At 64.6% G+C, this 14,189-nt stretch carries 18 protein-coding genes; 5 read left to right on the plus strand and 13 right to left on the minus strand.

Features of this window, described 5'->3' with window-relative positions:
• Nucleotides 1-6: 6 nt before the first annotated feature.
• The 8 genes from H7687_RS13720 to H7687_RS13755 form a co-directional block, all read right to left on the minus strand.
• Complete coding sequence (locus H7687_RS13720) at nucleotides 7-522, minus strand: cytochrome c3 family protein (protein ID WP_246404878.1); 516 nt, start codon at nucleotides 520-522, stop codon at nucleotides 7-9.
• Between the two features lie 166 nt (nucleotides 523-688).
• The gene (locus H7687_RS13725; RefSeq protein ID WP_183348317.1) at nucleotides 689-1,711 is read right to left on the minus strand and encodes an NHL repeat-containing protein; all 1,023 of its coding nucleotides are present in this window, start codon (nucleotides 1,709-1,711) and stop codon (nucleotides 689-691) included.
• A 253-nt stretch (nucleotides 1,712-1,964) separates the two neighbouring features.
• Nucleotides 1,965-3,293 (minus strand): cytochrome c3 family protein, encoded by a 1,329-nt coding sequence (locus tag H7687_RS13730; protein ID WP_183348318.1) that lies wholly within the window; start codon nucleotides 3,291-3,293, stop codon nucleotides 1,965-1,967.
• Nucleotides 3,294-3,567: 274 nt separating this feature from the next.
• Nucleotides 3,568-4,197, minus strand: coding sequence for a hypothetical protein (locus H7687_RS13735; RefSeq protein ID WP_183348319.1), 630 nt, complete (start codon nucleotides 4,195-4,197; stop codon nucleotides 3,568-3,570).
• 207 nt (nucleotides 4,198-4,404) lie between these two features.
• On the minus strand, nucleotides 4,405-4,878 hold the full coding sequence (locus tag H7687_RS13740) for a DUF2318 domain-containing protein (RefSeq protein ID WP_183348320.1): 474 nt from the start codon (nucleotides 4,876-4,878) through the stop codon (nucleotides 4,405-4,407).
• A gap of 69 nt (nucleotides 4,879-4,947) precedes the next feature.
• Entirely contained in the window at nucleotides 4,948-5,358 is a 411-nt protein-coding gene (locus H7687_RS13745) for a heavy-metal-associated domain-containing protein (protein WP_183348321.1), read from the minus strand.
• Nucleotides 5,359-5,552: 194 nt separating this feature from the next.
• Nucleotides 5,553-6,662 (minus strand): two-component system sensor histidine kinase NtrB, encoded by a 1,110-nt coding sequence (locus H7687_RS13750; RefSeq protein WP_281376712.1) that lies wholly within the window; start codon nucleotides 6,660-6,662, stop codon nucleotides 5,553-5,555.
• Entirely contained in the window at nucleotides 6,663-6,860 is a 198-nt protein-coding gene (locus H7687_RS13755) for a ferredoxin (RefSeq protein ID WP_183348323.1), read from the minus strand.
• A gap of 172 nt (nucleotides 6,861-7,032) precedes the next feature.
• Here H7687_RS13755 and H7687_RS13760 point away from each other — a divergent pair, with 172 nt between their 5' ends.
• Nucleotides 7,033-7,929, plus strand: a complete 897-nt coding sequence (locus H7687_RS13760; protein ID WP_198424636.1) for an SDR family oxidoreductase — start codon at nucleotides 7,033-7,035, stop codon at nucleotides 7,927-7,929.
• Nucleotides 7,926-8,426 carry a hypothetical protein gene (locus tag H7687_RS13765; protein ID WP_183348325.1) on the plus strand — a complete coding sequence of 167 codons (501 nt, stop codon included), beginning with the start codon at nucleotides 7,926-7,928 and terminating at the stop codon, nucleotides 8,424-8,426. Before H7687_RS13760 ends, H7687_RS13765 begins: the two co-directional genes overlap by 4 nt.
• A gap of 17 nt (nucleotides 8,427-8,443) precedes the next feature.
• On the opposite strand, the gene arsS is transcribed toward H7687_RS13765, so the two are convergent.
• The gene (arsS, locus tag H7687_RS13770) at nucleotides 8,444-9,400 is read right to left on the minus strand and encodes an arsenosugar biosynthesis radical SAM (seleno)protein ArsS (protein ID WP_183348327.1); all 957 of its coding nucleotides are present in this window, start codon (nucleotides 9,398-9,400) and stop codon (nucleotides 8,444-8,446) included.
• 8 nt (nucleotides 9,401-9,408) lie between these two features.
• On the minus strand, nucleotides 9,409-9,741 hold the full coding sequence (locus H7687_RS13775; RefSeq protein WP_183348329.1) for an arsenosugar biosynthesis-associated peroxidase-like protein: 333 nt from the start codon (nucleotides 9,739-9,741) through the stop codon (nucleotides 9,409-9,411).
• A gap of 262 nt (nucleotides 9,742-10,003) precedes the next feature.
• Here H7687_RS13775 and H7687_RS13780 point away from each other — a divergent pair, with 262 nt between their 5' ends.
• Genes H7687_RS13780 through H7687_RS13790 form a run of 3 tightly spaced genes read left to right on the plus strand, consistent with a single transcriptional unit; the run spans nucleotide 10,004 to nucleotide 12,340 of the window.
• Complete coding sequence (locus H7687_RS13780; protein WP_183348331.1) at nucleotides 10,004-10,423, plus strand: QcrA and Rieske domain-containing protein; 420 nt, start codon at nucleotides 10,004-10,006, stop codon at nucleotides 10,421-10,423.
• Nucleotides 10,424-10,445: 22 nt separating this feature from the next.
• Nucleotides 10,446-11,543: a cytochrome b gene (locus H7687_RS13785; RefSeq protein WP_183348333.1), complete on the plus strand. Its 1,098-nt coding sequence runs from the start codon at nucleotides 10,446-10,448 to the stop codon at nucleotides 11,541-11,543.
• Complete coding sequence (locus H7687_RS13790; protein ID WP_183348336.1) at nucleotides 11,540-12,340, plus strand: cytochrome c3 family protein; 801 nt, start codon at nucleotides 11,540-11,542, stop codon at nucleotides 12,338-12,340. The genes H7687_RS13785 and H7687_RS13790 overlap by 4 nt, the downstream gene beginning before the upstream one ends.
• Here H7687_RS13790 and H7687_RS13795 read toward each other — a convergent pair.
• The 3 genes from H7687_RS13795 to nadE are packed head-to-tail and all read right to left on the minus strand — an operon-like array spanning nucleotide 12,337 to nucleotide 14,118.
• Complete coding sequence (locus H7687_RS13795; protein WP_183348338.1) at nucleotides 12,337-12,825, minus strand: acyltransferase; 489 nt, start codon at nucleotides 12,823-12,825, stop codon at nucleotides 12,337-12,339. The two genes, H7687_RS13790 and H7687_RS13795, sit on opposite strands and share 4 nt — an antisense overlap.
• Before the next feature lie 9 nt (nucleotides 12,826-12,834).
• A complete protein-coding gene (locus tag H7687_RS13800; RefSeq protein WP_183348340.1) occupies nucleotides 12,835-13,104 on the minus strand; it encodes an acyl carrier protein in 270 nt (89 codons plus the stop codon).
• A 24-nt stretch (nucleotides 13,105-13,128) separates the two neighbouring features.
• Nucleotides 13,129-14,118, minus strand: a complete 990-nt coding sequence (gene nadE, locus H7687_RS13805) for an NAD(+) synthase (protein WP_183348342.1) — start codon at nucleotides 14,116-14,118, stop codon at nucleotides 13,129-13,131.
• Nucleotides 14,119-14,189 lie beyond the last annotated feature (71 nt).

The following is a 14,189-nucleotide window of genomic DNA, read 5'->3' on the forward strand; positions in this document are numbered from 1 at the left end:
CCTCAGCTACCTCAGAAAGTACTTGGCGTCGCCATCGTGTGGGTCGTGGCAGTCGGTACAGGCCATGCCCGACTCGGTGACCTTCTTGTGCATCGACTCGGCTATGCGCTTCTCTTTGTGACAGACGGCGCACAGATCCTTCTTTTCCACTTTGAGCAGTGCAGGCTGGCCGGACGAGTGGGGGTCATGACAATCGAGGCAGGCACCGACGGAAACCGGGCCGTGAACGTAATACTTCTTGATGATGGTGGGGTGGCAGACAAAGCAGATCTGGTCCTTGGGCTTGATCAGACCGGAATCGGTGGACTTGTCGTGACAGTCGTTGCACCGCTTCTCCATGTAGGGGGGATGCCCTTTGATGGCCGCCTTCTTGTTCTGTGCCGCCAAGGCCAAGGCGGGGGCGTTGGCCTTGGCGGCCTCCTCGGTCACCTTCGCTTCATGGTATTCCTGGCAGAGCTGCTCCGTGGGAGGGAGACTCGGCACGCCATCAAAGATCGTCGTGGTGATCTTGTGCACTGTCACAGGGTTGCAACTGCACAAAAGGCTTAAGCAGAGGATGACCTTTAACAGATTGTGCGCAACCTTTGACATGCCTGCTCCAGATAACACAGCCGCGGGGAAACCCGGGCGTAAATAAAATGGGCAACTCCTGCCTCATGGCAAGGCAGGAGTTGGCGAAATAAAAGAACTACTTTTCCTGTTGCTGCTGCTGTTGCTGCTGTTGGCCCGGTTGCTGCCGCAGCTGCTGCAACAGTTTCTTGCGCTTCTCCAGCACCTCCGCGTCCTCCTTGGCCCGCTGCGCAGCGCGCTGCTCCCATCCCTCCATCTCACCGAGACCAAAAACGGCCAGGGCATGGTTGAAAGGCGAGGAGTACTGGTTGGAAACGAAAATGACCTCGCGCAGCTTGAAGCCGGGAGCCGCGAACTTCTGGTAGAAGTCGAGGTTTTCCCTGCTCACCACGATGCCCGCGGGGAGATTCAACGAGCCGACGGGAAGGCCCGGCGCGCCGAAATAGCCGAGGATGCGGTGTTTTTCGTCGAAGACCTGGACCAGCTGGTAACCGCCATCGACGACGTAGACCATCCGGTCGTCATTCACGGCGACGCCGCGGGGGCGGGTGAACTCGCCCGGGGAGTCGCCCAGCCTGCCGAAGACGGAGAGCATGTTGCCGTCGCGGTCGTACTCCTTCACCGTCCCGTTGCCGACATTGACCACGCGCACCATCCCCCTGCTGTCCACGGTGAGCCCGTTGGGAAGCGAGAGATTCTTGGTGCGGTCGGGGTTGTCGCCGATGACGGTCTGCACTTCCGCCGTTTTCCTGTTGACCACGAAAACCTTGCCCAGGCGGTTGTCCAGGATGTACAGGTCGTCGCCGTGGACGGCCACCCCGATCATGCTCACGTGCTCGAAGGTGGAGCCGAACGACTTGACGTACTTGCCGGCCTGGTTGTAGACCGCGACGTCCTTGCGGCCGGTGTCGGCAACGTACACGTAACCCTCGTCGTCCACCGCGACGCTGACCGGCTTTCTCAGCTTGCCGACACCGCGCTCGTCGATGAGGTTCTTCATGGTCTTGTTGATGAAGTCCACCACGACGATCTGGCCGGCAGTCGTGTCGCAGACGTAGATCTTCCCTTTGTGCTCGGCAATGCCGTAGGGCTTGGCAAGGCGTGTGACCGTCTCGGCTCCCCCGACGAGGAGCTTGGACAACGAACCCTGCTTTGCGCCAAAGTCCAAGGAACTGGTGGCCCCGGTGAGATACTGAATGTGGGGTTCCTCAGGTGGCGGCGGGAAGAAAACCGGGTCATGCGCTTTTGATTTGGCCAGACACCCGGTAAGCAGGGTCACCAGCGCAATCATGAGCATGAGGTTTTTGATCCGCCTGGCAGTACATCCGGTCACGGCGCCACCAAATTGTCCGTTCATTTACGTGCTCCTTATTGATTAGAAAGTACCGTCGCCACTAGTTGTAGACTTCGGCCTTCACCCTGTCGTACTTGAATTTCCTGTGGCACCCCGGGGCACAACTGCCACCGGTCGAGGTCATCGAGAAGTTCAGCGGGATCTTCCACGCCCCGAACTGCGACCCTTCCTTGTTGATCAGCTTGTCGCCGTCGCTTGCATGCGCCTCGTGGCAGATGCGGCAGGTGCGCCCCTTGCGCGCCACCACGTGCACGTAGTGCAGATTGCGGTTGCCGTTTCTGAACTTGGTGTAGATCGTGGTCTCGGGGAACCGGAGCAGGTTCCGCTCGTGACATTTCAGGCAGGCGTCGTACGCCCCGTCCTTGTAGGGAAGGTACAGGTCGTCCGGGTAGTTCCCCTTGAGCATGCGGAAGTTGTCGGAGCCGTGCGGGTCGTGGCAGGCCCGGCAGTCACCCTTCTTCAACGGACCGTGCAGGAAGGGTTTCCCCTCGATCTGCTTCTTGATGTTCTTAAGCGGCGGAGTACCGAGGGTGTCGGTGCCGTGGCACCCAAGGCAGACCGTCATCTGGTCCGCCGAGAGCATCCCCTTAGCCTTGCCGAAATGCGAGGAGTGGCAGTTGGAGCACCCCCCCTCCTGGAGCATCGGCTTGTGCAGCACCTTGGCGGAGGCGACCACCTTGCCGATGTTCTTGTGGCACCCGGTGCACAGATCGGGGAGCTTGTTCTTGATGAACATGCGGTTTTGCGAACCGTGCGGGTCATGACAGGCGGTACAGGCATCCTTGCCCACCGGCGGGTGCACCACGGTGGCCTCTTTCAGGAGCTTGGCGAAGTCGGCGTGGCAGGAAAGGCAGATGTCGCGCACCTTCCCCTTCATGAGCCCTTTCTCCGCGGCATCGTGCGGGTCGTGGCAGGCGCCGCAGGAGCCGACCGCGGCGGGGCCGTGCATGAACTTCTCCTTGAACGGCTTGGCGTCGTGGCAGTTCAGGCAGAGCGCGGAACGGTCCTCCCCCACGTCGAGCAGGAAGCGCTGCGAAGCCCCATGGGGTTTGTGACAGCCGGTGCACTCCCCTTCCTTGACCGGCGCGTGCACCAGCCTCTTCTTCCCGATGCCGTCGTGGCAATCCTTGCAAAGGTCCGCGCCCTTGGCGGTGAGATCGAAAGTCTTGGCCCCCTTGACCGGGTGCTCCTTTCCCTTCTGGGCATGGCAGGGGGAACAGTCGCCGTCCTTGACGGGAGCGTGGGGATATTTGACCGCAGCGAGGGGAGCGTGGCATTCCGTTGTCGTACAGGATGCACCGAAAGCCGGGCTGGTGCAGAACAGGGCGAGACCGGCCAGTGCAGTTGACACTAAAGACAACACTTTCATGGAAGGCTTCCTAAGTCCGGATGGTTGGTTGGGTAAAGAGAACGGTTAACTGTGCGGGTAAGCGCAAAAAGCGTCAGTTGCTCCAGAACACGGGACAGCCTGACCGCACGGCTAGCCGGGTACTAAAGAGCTACCTGGCCTGGGAGTTAGGCCCTCGATAAATATCACTATCAGAAAAACTTTTCAATATTAAACATCTGCCCGCACCGGCCGTGAAAAGGCCGGCAGCAAGGCAGGGGAGCCCCCGGGAGGGGGCGGGAGGCTGGCGGGAGCCCTACCCCTCCGGGTAGTCGGAAAGGGCGAGGAAGGTCTCCTTCAGTTCGAAGGAAAAGATGGCGAACATGCGCTCGGCCAGGCGGGCGGTGAGCACCGGCGGGAACAGCGGCACGGCCAGGCGGTAGATCAGGTCCAGCATCCCGTCGTGGGGGTTCTCCTCCAGGAACAGGGCGCCGTACTGCAGGACCGGCGCAAAGAGGAGCGCCTCCTCCATGACCGCATCGTCCTCGCTGAAGTAGGGAAGGATCATCTCCAGGGAAAAGCAAAGCCCCGAGCCGCCGGCGTCCTCGGAGATGCTCAACAGCAGCTCATCCTGCGGCGAACCGTACTCGAGCGCCTCGGGCGAGACGCTGCCGGCCGGGAGCACCATCACCTTGCCGTGCACGGGATCGATGCCGTAAGGGGCGCCGCGGTTGGCCAGGAAGCGCTCCAGCTGCTGGTACCCCTTGGTCTGCAGCCTGCCCATGCCGCGGTAGAAGGCGGGGCGGAACAGGTCCCGGTTGGCGATCAGCTCCTCCAGGGGAACGAACTCCTGCTCCGGGGCCGAAGGCCTGGCACTCCTGTTTTCCGCGTTATTTACCACGAGCCTGAGGTGTGACCTCTTGCGCTCGTCCTTGTCCTTGCTCACGTGTTACCCCCTGATGCTGCCTGCCCTTCTGTAATACACCGCCGGCAAGACGGGTGTCAACCAGCAAAACCCGGCGCCGGGCGACGGCTGGCGCGACGGCCGCCTGCCGGTGCGGGTAAGGGGGCACGAAAAAAACGCCGGTCGCGCGTCCTGGCGCGTACCGGCGTCTGTGCGGCTGGTGATGGTTGCGCTCCCAACGGCGCCTGGCTAGAAGAAGCGGGCCCCGGCCTTGAGATCGTTGACCGAGATGGTCACCTTGCCGCCGTCAACCCTGGCGGGAAGGTAGGAGGGGTTGCAGCCGCCGGCCGAGGCCGCCCCGATCTTGTTGATGGCGAACTTCTGGTTGCAGTTGAGGCAGTTCATCTTCTCCCCCTGCTGCTCATACCCCTTCTTCTCGCGGTAGCAGACGTCGCAGGCGTCGAAGGCGACGTGCAACTGGCCGTCGCTCCCCTTGACCACGAAGAAGTTGATCTCCTTGCCCGCGTCGGCGAACTTGTAAAAGTGGGCCTTGCCGTCGCTCACCTTGGCTGTGGGGATGGTGACGCTGCCGGCGACGGCCTTCACCTTCTCGAACTTGCCCATCCCGGGCAGGCTGAAGGCGAAGGCGACGCTGGCCATGGCGGCCACGACGATGGCGATGAGAAGGAGGGTCCGGAATCCTTTTTTGCTCGACTGAACCATGTGTTGCTCCTTTTGGGGCCTGACGGGCAGGCTCTTTGCTGAGTCGCGCCGCGGGGGCGCGAAAACCTTCTATTGGGCGCCGCCGCAGCCGCGCTGGCCGCAGCACCCGCCGGGGACGGCCTTCCCCCCGACGTCCCGGCCGACCACGCTGCGGAACTGCTGCGGGGTGATCACCTGGGCCACCTGGGACTGGAAACCGCTCTTGCGCACAGCCTGGGCGAGTTGGTCCGGCGCGGTCTGCTTCGAGTCGTATCCGGCAACCACCAGCCCCGACTCCAGGTCCACTTCCGCCGCCGCCACCCCCCTTTGGGACTGCAGCGCGTCGGTGATCTTCTTGACGCAGCTGCCGCAGGTCATTCCCGAGGTGCGCAGCAGCACCACCTGGTCGGCCGTCGCACCGACCCGCACGTAGAAAGCGAAAACGGCCAGCACGGCGACTACGACGATGACGAGGGAGATGTTCAGGATCTTGTTTTTCATGGGCTGCTCCCGATCGGGCGCGACAGGCGCGGGATGCGCCCGGCTGGCCGGACGCTGCTCGTTTTACAAGGAGCGTGCCACAGCGCCCAAGGGAGCTAACTGCCAGGTATCACTGTGCCGGCCGCGCTGGAGCCCACGGGGCGGACACGCCCCCTGTGGAATATCCTGCAGGGAGCGTAGGATTTTCCACAACCTCACCCCTTGACCGGGAGCAGCACCTTGAAGGTCGCCCCCCTGCCCGGCTCACTCGCCACGGTCACGCTGCCGCCGTGCCCCTCCACGATCTTCTTGGTGATCGGGAGTCCCAACCCGGTGCCGCTTCCCTTGGTGGTGAAGAAGGGCTCGAAGATGTGGGCGACGGCGTCGGCGGCAATCCCGCCCCCCTGGTCGGTGAAGCGGATCTCGACCACCCCCGCCTCCAGGTTGCAGGAAGTCGCCACCCGGACCGTCCCCCCTTCCGGCGAGGCCTGGATGGCGTTCAGCATGATGTTCAAAAAGGCCTGGCGCAGCTTCTCCGGATCCGCCACCAGCCGCGGCAGGCTGCCGCGGGAAAGGTCCAGGCTCACCCCGCAGCTGCTGGCCTGGGCCGAGAGCAGGGTGACCATGTTGGCCAGCTCCTCGTTGATGTCACATTCCCTTTTGTCCGCCGGTTCCGGACGCGCCATGCGCAGGAAGTCCTCCACCACCCGGTTGAGCCGGTCCGACTCCTTGACCAGGATCTCCAGGAACTCGCCGCGCCGCTCGGCGGGGACCCCCTGCTCCATCAGGATCTCGGCGGTGCCGCGGATGGAGGCGAGCGGGTTCCTGATCTCGTGGGCCAGGATGGCGGAGAGCTCGCCCAGAGCGGACAGGCGCTCGGCGCGCCGCAACTGCTCCTCGATCCTGATGATCAGTTCCGACTGGCTCTTCAGCTGCCGGAAGGAATCCTCCAGCCCCTGGGCGGTCTGCTCCAGTTCCTCGCGCCGGCAGCGCTCCTGCTGCGACAGAAAGCCGGTGATCCCCCCCACCACGTTGTAGAGGATTACCTCCAGGTACTTCTCCATCTCCATGGCGATGTGCCCTCCCCACTGGAACAGGATGTGCGGGGCGTAGGCCACGGTCACCAGGATGGCGCAGCCGATGCCGCCGCGAAAACCGAACCAGTAGGCAGCCAGAATGATGGGGATGTAGTACAGGCGCTGGAAGATGTCGTGCAGCATCCCCAGCCTAAGCGGCGTCAGGTAGTGCAACAGGCTGATCGCCACCACGCAGGCGAACAGCGCGCCCCCTTTGATGAGGCCGGCGGGCCTCCCCACGCGTGCCACCTATTGCTCCTCCCAGCCGATGCACGACACCGGGCAGAGCTCGACCGCCTGCGCCTGGATCACTTCCTGCGCAGCGCCGGCGGGGTCGTAACACTCCGACTTGCCGTGACTGTCGAAGCGGAACACCTGCGGGCAGTTGGCGATGCAGATGCCGCAGCTGATGCATTGTTCCTTGTCCACCCATGGTCTTCTTGCCACCGGCTCCCCCTTCTCCTCCTCGAGGTCCGCCCGGCCGGAGCCGGGACCATTGGCCACTATAGCGCAGATGACCGCCAACTTCCCAATGAAAAATGGGGCAAGGGAGTCTTGACAATCGCACCGGCCACCGGAGAATCGTTAGATTGTTTTAAAGGTTCGCAAGGGGGACGACATGGGCGGGTGGGGAGACATGACCGGCAAGATCTGCCTGGTGACCGGTGCCAGTTCCGGGATCGGCAGAGCCACCGCCCTCGCGCTGGCCCGGGAGGGGGCGACGCTGATCGGGGTGGGACGGGACCGGGAGCGCTGCGCGCGTAGCGCCGAAGCGATCGTGCGGGCAAGCGGCAACTACCACGTCGAGTTCTGGCAGGCGGACCTCTCCAGCCAGGAGGAGGTCCGCGCCGTCGCCCGCCGCTTGAACGCGGTGTACCCGCGCCTGGACCTGCTGGTGAACAACGCCGGGGGGAGGTTCGACCGGCGCGTCACCAGCGCCGAAGGGGTGGAGATGACCTTCGCCCTGAACCACCTGGGTTACTTCCTGCTGACCATGCTGCTCATGGAGCGGCTGCGCGTGGCGGGGCGGGCCCGGGTGGTCAACGTGGCCTCGGCGGCGCACCGGGCCTGCCCGGGGATGGACTTCGACGACCTGAACCTGGAACGGGAGTACGACGGCAGGAGAGCGTATGCCCAGTCCAAGCTGGCCAACCTGCTCTTCACCTACGAACTGGCCCGGCGCCTGGCAGGGAGCGGGGTCACGGCCAACGCGGCGGCGCCGGGCAACGTGCTGACCCGCTTCGCGCTCAACAACGGCCTGGGGAGCTGGCTGTCCCACATCGCGGGCTCGCTGCGAAGCGGCAGGCTGGTCGGGGCGCGCCGCGCCGCGCGCACCGTGCTCTACCTGGCCTGTGCCGGCGAGGTGGCCGGCAAAAGCGGCGGCTACTACTGCGAAGAAAAAGAAGCCGCATCCTCACCCGCATCCTACGACGAAGCCGCAGCAGGACGCCTGTGGCGGGCGAGCCTGGCACTGACCGGGCTCGCGGACCAGGCGCGGCAAGGGAGGCTGCCGTGAAAAACGCATGCATGGTGCTGCTGGCGCTGACCGCCGTGGCGGGGAGCGCACGCGCTGACGGAACCTACTACCCGTACCAGTTCTACGACGAGTACTACCGGCAGCAGGAGCAAGCTCCCCCCGCCGCCGCGCCGGAGGAGGGGGAGCGCCAGCGGCGTCCACCGCCTGCTGCGCAGCGGGCGCCGCTGTTTCTGTTTCCCGCGGAGCTCGGGTTCGGGGTGGCGGCCGGTCGCGGCGAGGACCTCTTCTACCTCGCCCCGACCTACTTCAAGGCCAGCGGCGGGGTCTGGTACCGTGCCAAGTCCTGGCGCGGCCCCTGGCTGCGGGTGCCGCGCGGCAAGCTTCCTGCCGAGCTCGGCAGGCGCACCATCGCCCAGATGCGCGTGCTGCGCAACCGGGAGTTCCGCCAGTTCTGGGAGCAAAAGGGGAGCTACCGGGGACGGGTGTTCCGCCCCGAAGCGGAGCCGGCGCAGCCGGCAGGAAAGCGGCCTAACTAGGCCACGATGCTGCCGCCTCAGGTGAACCCCGAGCCCACCGTGCAGGCGTAGCAGTGATCGGCGGCGGCAATGGGGGTGCCGCAAGGGGGGAGTTCGGAGAGGGCGGAGATGAAGCGTTCTGCTCCGCCGTGGAAGAGCCCCTGGGCCAGGTGGAAATCGCAGTCGAAGAGCCGACCGCGCCAGTCCACGGAAAGCTGGCTGCGGCACATGAGCCCGGCCACGGCGCAGGGGTTGAACCCCGCCGACAGCGTTTCCAGGTAGCCGTCCAGGTTCCCCGAGCGCTCCAAAAAGCTCCGGAACCGCCCCAGGGGAACGTTGGCGAAGGTGTAGAGGTTGTGGAAACTGACGCCGTGTTTGCGGGCAAGGTCGCGCCGGAACTTCTCCTGGGCCTGGAGCTGCGGTGGCGGCAGGAAGGCCCCGGAGGGGTTGCTGACCAGGTCGAGCTCGAGCGGGCTGCCCGGCAGGCCGTAGCCCAGCTCGTTGAGCCGCTTCAGCGCCCGGATGCTCCTGTCCCACACCCCGGCGCCGCGCTGGGCCTCGGTCTGGGCCTGGTTGCCGGCGGGAAGCGAGGCCACCAGCACCACCTGCAACTCGCGGTACAGCCGCAACAGTTCCTCCCCCCGCTCCCCTTCCAGCGAGACCAGGTTGGTGCGCACGATCAGCCTCGGTGTCTCCGGCGCCAGCCCCCGCACCAGGTAGGGGAGCTCCGGTACCAGTTCGGGGGCGCCACCGGTCAGGTCGATGCTGGCAAACCTGAAGCGGCGGGCACAGGCGATCACCTCCGCCATTACCTCCGGCTGCATCATCTCGTCCCGCGCCGGCCCCGCCTCGAGGTGGCAGTGGCCGCAGGCGAGGTCGCAGGCAAGCCCCACGTTCACCTGCAGCGCCGTGGTCCGTTCCCGGGTCAGCGCGAGCCCGTGCCGCGCCAGCCGCTCCCCGAAGCTCTCCCCCTGCCTTTGTCTTGCCTGGTCCATCCCGTCTCCTAAAGCGAGAGCTTCTCGGCAATCTTGCGCATCTGCACGCCGTGCACCAGGGAGGCCCCGCCGCGGATCGCAGTCACCACGTGCAGCGCTTCGGTCATCTCGCCCAGGTGCGACCCTTTTTCCAGGCAGGCCCTGGTGTAGGCGTCGATGCAGTAGGGGCATTGTACGGTGTGGGCGACGGCAAGTGCGATCAGCGCCTTTTCCCGCTCGGTGAGTTCCCCCTCGGCAAAGACCTCCTTGTAGTAGTCGAAAAATTTCCCCGCCAGTTCCGGCGCATCCTTGCCGATCTCGGCGAAGCTCCCCAGGTCCCTGGGATCGTAGTAGGTCTCCATCTTGTTCTCCTTTGATGAGGCATTGGGGGCAGTGCGCCAGCATACCGGAAAAGGGCGTCGGGGGTAAAGAGGGAAACGGCAGAGTCCTCATTAGATTCGGTGGGGACGCGGCGAGCGCAGTGGCCCGTGCCGCGATGATGGCGGGGGGGGCGGCCCGCACGTGAATGCTGGCACCACCTCAGCTTCATGAAAAATCCGCTTGAAATGGTGCAAGCTGTCATTATACTTGAGCCGAATCGACAGACAACGGCAGGGAGGATGCATGGAGAACGAAGGGAGGAGGAGGTTTCTCGGGGTCTGTGTGGCCGGGGCCACGGCCGCCGCTGCGGTCGCCGCGGGTTACCCGGTGTTCCGCTACCTGGCGCCCAGGTCTGGCCAGGGGGGGGGTGCCAAGCTGGTGATACCGGCGGGAGAGCTCAAGGAAGGAGACGCCAAGTTTTTCGAGTTCGCCGGTTCCTCGGCGGTCCTGATCAAGACCAAGAGCGGCGAGTTGGTCGCCCTCTCCGCGGTCTGCACCCACCTGGGCTGCATCGTGCAGTGGGTCAAGGAGAAGCAGCAGTTCCTGTGTCCCTGCCACGGCGGCCAGTTCTCCACCGACGGTACCGTGCTGGGGGGTCCCCCGCCGCGTCCGCTCGCCAAGATCCCGCTCACCGTCACCGAAGGCAACATCACCATCGGTTAACCGTCCAGGGAGGCAAACGCCCATGCTAAAGAGGCTGTACCGCTGGCTCGACCTGCGCATCGGGGTCGGCGAGATCGTGGAGAAGGAGCTGACCGGCTACCTGCTGCCGCGCAACATCAACGAGTGGTATTCACTGGGGAGCGTGCTCCTGGTCATCTTCGCCCTGCAGGTGGTCACCGGGATGCTGCTCATGATCTACTACGTTCCCGATGCCGACAAGGCCTTCAAGAGCGTCACCTTCATCATGAACGAGGTCCCGTTCGGATGGCTGATCCGCCTGTGCCACGCGGTGGGATCCAACATGATGGTGGCGGTGCTCATCCTGCACATGCTCTCCACCCTGCTCATGGGGAGCTACAAGGCGCCGCGCGAGTTGAACTGGGTCACCGGCTTCACCCTGCTCGCCCTGGTGCAGGGGATCTCGCTCACCGGTTACCTGGCCCCCTGGAGCCAGCTCTCCTTCTGGGCCACCACGGTCGCCACCAACAGCGCCAGCGCCGTTCCGGTTCTGGGTCCCTACCTGGTGGAGTTCCTGCGCGGCGGCAAGCTGGTCGGCCCGCCCACGCTGGGGCGCTTCTTCGCCCTGCACGCGGCGGTGCTCCCGGTGGTGATTGCCGCCTTGATCGGCGCGCACCTGTTCCTTTTGAAACGTACCGGGATCTCGGCGCCCCCCTTCGGCAGGGAGGGGACCGCCAACCCCTTCGAGGCGCAGCAGTACCACTACCAGGGGCATCCGGGCGGGATCCCCTTCTTCCCCAACTACGTGCTGCAGGACCTGACCTCGATCTCGGTCTACTTCGCCATCTTCCTGGCGGTGGTCTTCTTCTGGCCGGGCATGCCCTTCACCCCGGATGCCTTCGTCCCGGCCGACCCCTTCAAGACGCCGGCGCACATCAAGCCGGAGTGGTACTTCCTGGCCAACTACCAGACCCTGAAGATCTTCCCGAGCGAGCTTTTGGGGCTCTCCGTTCAGGCGGCGGCGATGACCTTCCTGGCGCTGCTCCCGTTCATCGACCGTTCCCCGGAGCGGCATCCGCTGAAGCGGCCGATATTCCTGACCCTGGTGATAGCGGGCATCCTGCTCTGGATCGCTCTTAGCGTATGGGGGCACCTGTCATGATCTGCAAAAACACCCTGGCCATCCTGCTCCTTGCCTTGCTCGCCTTCCTGCAGCCGGCCCAGGCCGCCCCGGTGGAGCAACCGGAGACGGTCTGCATCCAGTGCCACGGTTCGCTGCCAGACCGGCTCGGGGCGCCGGTGAAATTGTGGCGCAGTAGCATCCACGCCGAAAACGGCATCTCCTGCAACGGCTGCCATGGCGGCGACCCCAAGGACGCGGCCAACGCCATGACCCCGCAACGAGGCTTTCTGGGTGCTCCCAAGGAGAAGGATATCCCCGCCTTCTGCGGGCGCTGCCACCCCGGGGTCTACAAGGATTACCTCTCCAGCGCCCACGGCAGGGCGCTTGGCGCCGGCGGTCCCACCTGCGTGACCTGCCACGGCAACCACCAGGTGGTGAAGGCGTCACTGGCGCTCATCAACGAAAAGAGCTGCACCCGCTGCCACAGCTTCGACAGGGCGCGCGCCATCAGGGACGCGATGCAGCAGACCGAGGCATATATCGACAACATCTCGCGCAGGATTGCCGCCTTCCAGGTGAGCGGAGTGGACACCGAGAAGATGGGCAAGTCGCTGTTCGCGGTGAGAAACCGATTTCACACCCTGTTCCACGACGTGGACGTGGCCCGGGTCAAGGGGGAGTCGGCGGCCATCAACCAGGAGTTGGGGAAACTGGATGCGGCCCTCAAGGAGATCGAGCGGTCGCACGAGAAAAGGCGCCTTGCGGGGGGGATCGCGGTCGGGTTCATGCTCCTGCTCGCGGTCCTGTTTCACCTGATGAAGAAGAGCTACGACTAGAGTTTCTTGAGTCCGAAGAGGAACTTCTGGTACTGGACTTGGCCGTTTTCCGTGAGGGGGTGGGTGATCCGGGCCAGGGGTTCCGCGGCCGGGGGGCCGTAGAGGACGGCGGGGGGGACGTTGCGGGTGACTACGCTCCCCGCCACCACCACGGCCCCTTCGCCGATGGTAACGCCGTGCAGGATGGTGCAGTTGGGGCCGATGAAGGCATCCTTCTCGACCACCACCCCTCCCTTCACCTCCTGGGGAGCGCGGTCGCCCAGGTAGAAATGGGCGAAGATGATGCACCGCAGCCCGATGGTGACGTTGTCCCCGATCTCGATCTTCTCCGGGTGCTGCTCGTCGATGTAGACCATCTGGCTGATCCAGACGTTCCTGCCGATCCGGACCCCGCGCATCCGGTGCAGCCACGGGCGCAACGTGTACCCCCCCGGGGCGACCATGGCGAGCCTCCCCAGCACCCTCTGCAGGATCCTGAGTCGCATCACCGCCACCTACCCTTCGCTGTCGGCGCAGGGGACCCCACTGCGCTTTCCTTCCACGAAGGCCGCCACCCGCTGCACCGAGTCGAGGTTCTCCGGGATCAGCTCCTCGTCCGTCACGGCCACCTGGTAATGTTCCTGGAGGTAGGCCACCAGTTGCAGGATCCCCGTTGAATCGACGATCCCCTCCCTGATGAAGGAGCTGTCGTCGGTAAGCTCACCGGCGTCGCCGAAGAGAAAGTTTTCCACCACGAAACTCCTGATCTCATCCTTTACGTTCATCTGTCGCCTCCTTTGCCGGTACGGTCATTCCCACTCCACCTCTTCCACCAAAAGCGGCGGAAGGTGCAGATAGCGCGTGGTCTTTCGCTTGGTATCGATGTCCCGGAACACCATCCGCACCTGTTGCGGCTCGAGCCCCAGGACGGCGGCAGTGCTTTCCGCCGTGACGTTGTTGTTTCGGGCGTAGAGACAGAGGTCCATCATCTGGTAGGGGAGCGAGAAGTAGAACTCGTCCTGTCCCTGGGCCAGCGAGTAGGTGTCGGTGGTCGGTTTCCGGCTGCGGATCTCCTCGGGGATACCCAGGAATTCCGCAAGCTGGTACACCTGGGACTTGTACAGGTGGGCGATTGGCTTGATGTCGGCGGCGCCGTCGCCGAGCTTCACGAAGAAGCCCTGATCGTATTCCAGGCGATTGGGGGTGCCGGCAACGGCGTAGTTGAGCCGGTCGGCATGGTAGTACTCCAGCATCTTCCTGATGCGCTGCTTGAAGTTGGTGGCGGCCACGATCTCCAGGTAGGGCTGCAGCGGGAGACGCACGGTCGACTGTACCTGCTGGGCGTTCTGGGTGACCAGGTAAAAGGACGTGAAGCGGGGCTGGCTCGCCACCCCGGAGATGACGATCTTGGAGGCCCAGCCGTCACCGTACTCCGGCACCACCATCCTCACCGCGTTGTCGTACTTCTCGTAGAACCCCACGGACTGCAGAATGCCGGAGATGTCCTCGACGATGGTCGCGATGCCGAGCGCCCCGGCGACCTTGCCGCTCAAGGCCAGCGTCTCCCGCGCCGAATGCCGTTCCGGCATTTCCAGGGCGATCACCCGCTCCCGGCCCAGCGCCCGCACCGACAGTGCGGCAGTGACGCTGCTGTCGATCCCGCCGGAAAGGGCCACGACCACCCCTCCCCTTTTCACCTGGTTGCGCATCAACTCCCTGATCCTGGCGCAGATCCGGTCGGCCTCGCATTGCGGGTCGAGCCGGAGCACCTCGGGGGAAAATCCTTTGGTCGTTGTCATAAGGCACCTTCTTTCACGCCCCTGCGCCACGGGTCGTGCAGCATGAGTTGAAGTTGTATCGGGGTGGTGTG

The organism is Geomonas paludis (genome assembly GCF_014193585.1).
Taxonomy (GTDB): domain Bacteria; phylum Desulfobacterota; class Desulfuromonadia; order Geobacterales; family Geobacteraceae; genus Geomonas; species Geomonas paludis.

Bases quoted from the DNA above. Each gene is read 5' to 3' on its own strand.
- H7687_RS13730 (WP_183348318.1), bottom strand. From the start codon at position 3,293: ATGAAAGTGTTGTCTTTAGTGTCAACTGCACTGGCCGGTCTCGCCCTG.
- H7687_RS13740 (WP_183348320.1), bottom strand. From the start codon at position 4,878: ATGGTTCAGTCGAGCAAAAAAGGATTCCGGACCCTCCTTCTCATCGCC.
- H7687_RS13745 (WP_183348321.1), bottom strand. From the start codon at position 5,358: ATGAAAAACAAGATCCTGAACATCTCCCTCGTCATCGTCGTAGTCGCC.
- H7687_RS13760 (WP_198424636.1), top strand. From the start codon at position 7,033: ATGGGCGGGTGGGGAGACATGACCGGCAAGATCTGCCTGGTGACCGGT.
- arsS (WP_183348327.1), bottom strand. From the start codon at position 9,400: ATGGACCAGGCAAGACAAAGGCAGGGGGAGAGCTTCGGGGAGCGGCTG.
- H7687_RS13775 (WP_183348329.1), bottom strand. From the start codon at position 9,741: ATGGAGACCTACTACGATCCCAGGGACCTGGGGAGCTTCGCCGAGATC.
- H7687_RS13780 (WP_183348331.1), top strand. From the start codon at position 10,004: ATGGAGAACGAAGGGAGGAGGAGGTTTCTCGGGGTCTGTGTGGCCGGG.
- H7687_RS13785 (WP_183348333.1), top strand. From the start codon at position 10,446: ATGCTAAAGAGGCTGTACCGCTGGCTCGACCTGCGCATCGGGGTCGGC.
- H7687_RS13790 (WP_183348336.1), top strand. From the start codon at position 11,540: ATGATCTGCAAAAACACCCTGGCCATCCTGCTCCTTGCCTTGCTCGCC.
- H7687_RS13795 (WP_183348338.1), bottom strand. From the start codon at position 12,825: ATGCGACTCAGGATCCTGCAGAGGGTGCTGGGGAGGCTCGCCATGGTC.
- H7687_RS13800 (WP_183348340.1), bottom strand. From the start codon at position 13,104: ATGAACGTAAAGGATGAGATCAGGAGTTTCGTGGTGGAAAACTTTCTC.
- nadE (WP_183348342.1), bottom strand. From the start codon at position 14,118: ATGACAACGACCAAAGGATTTTCCCCCGAGGTGCTCCGGCTCGACCCG.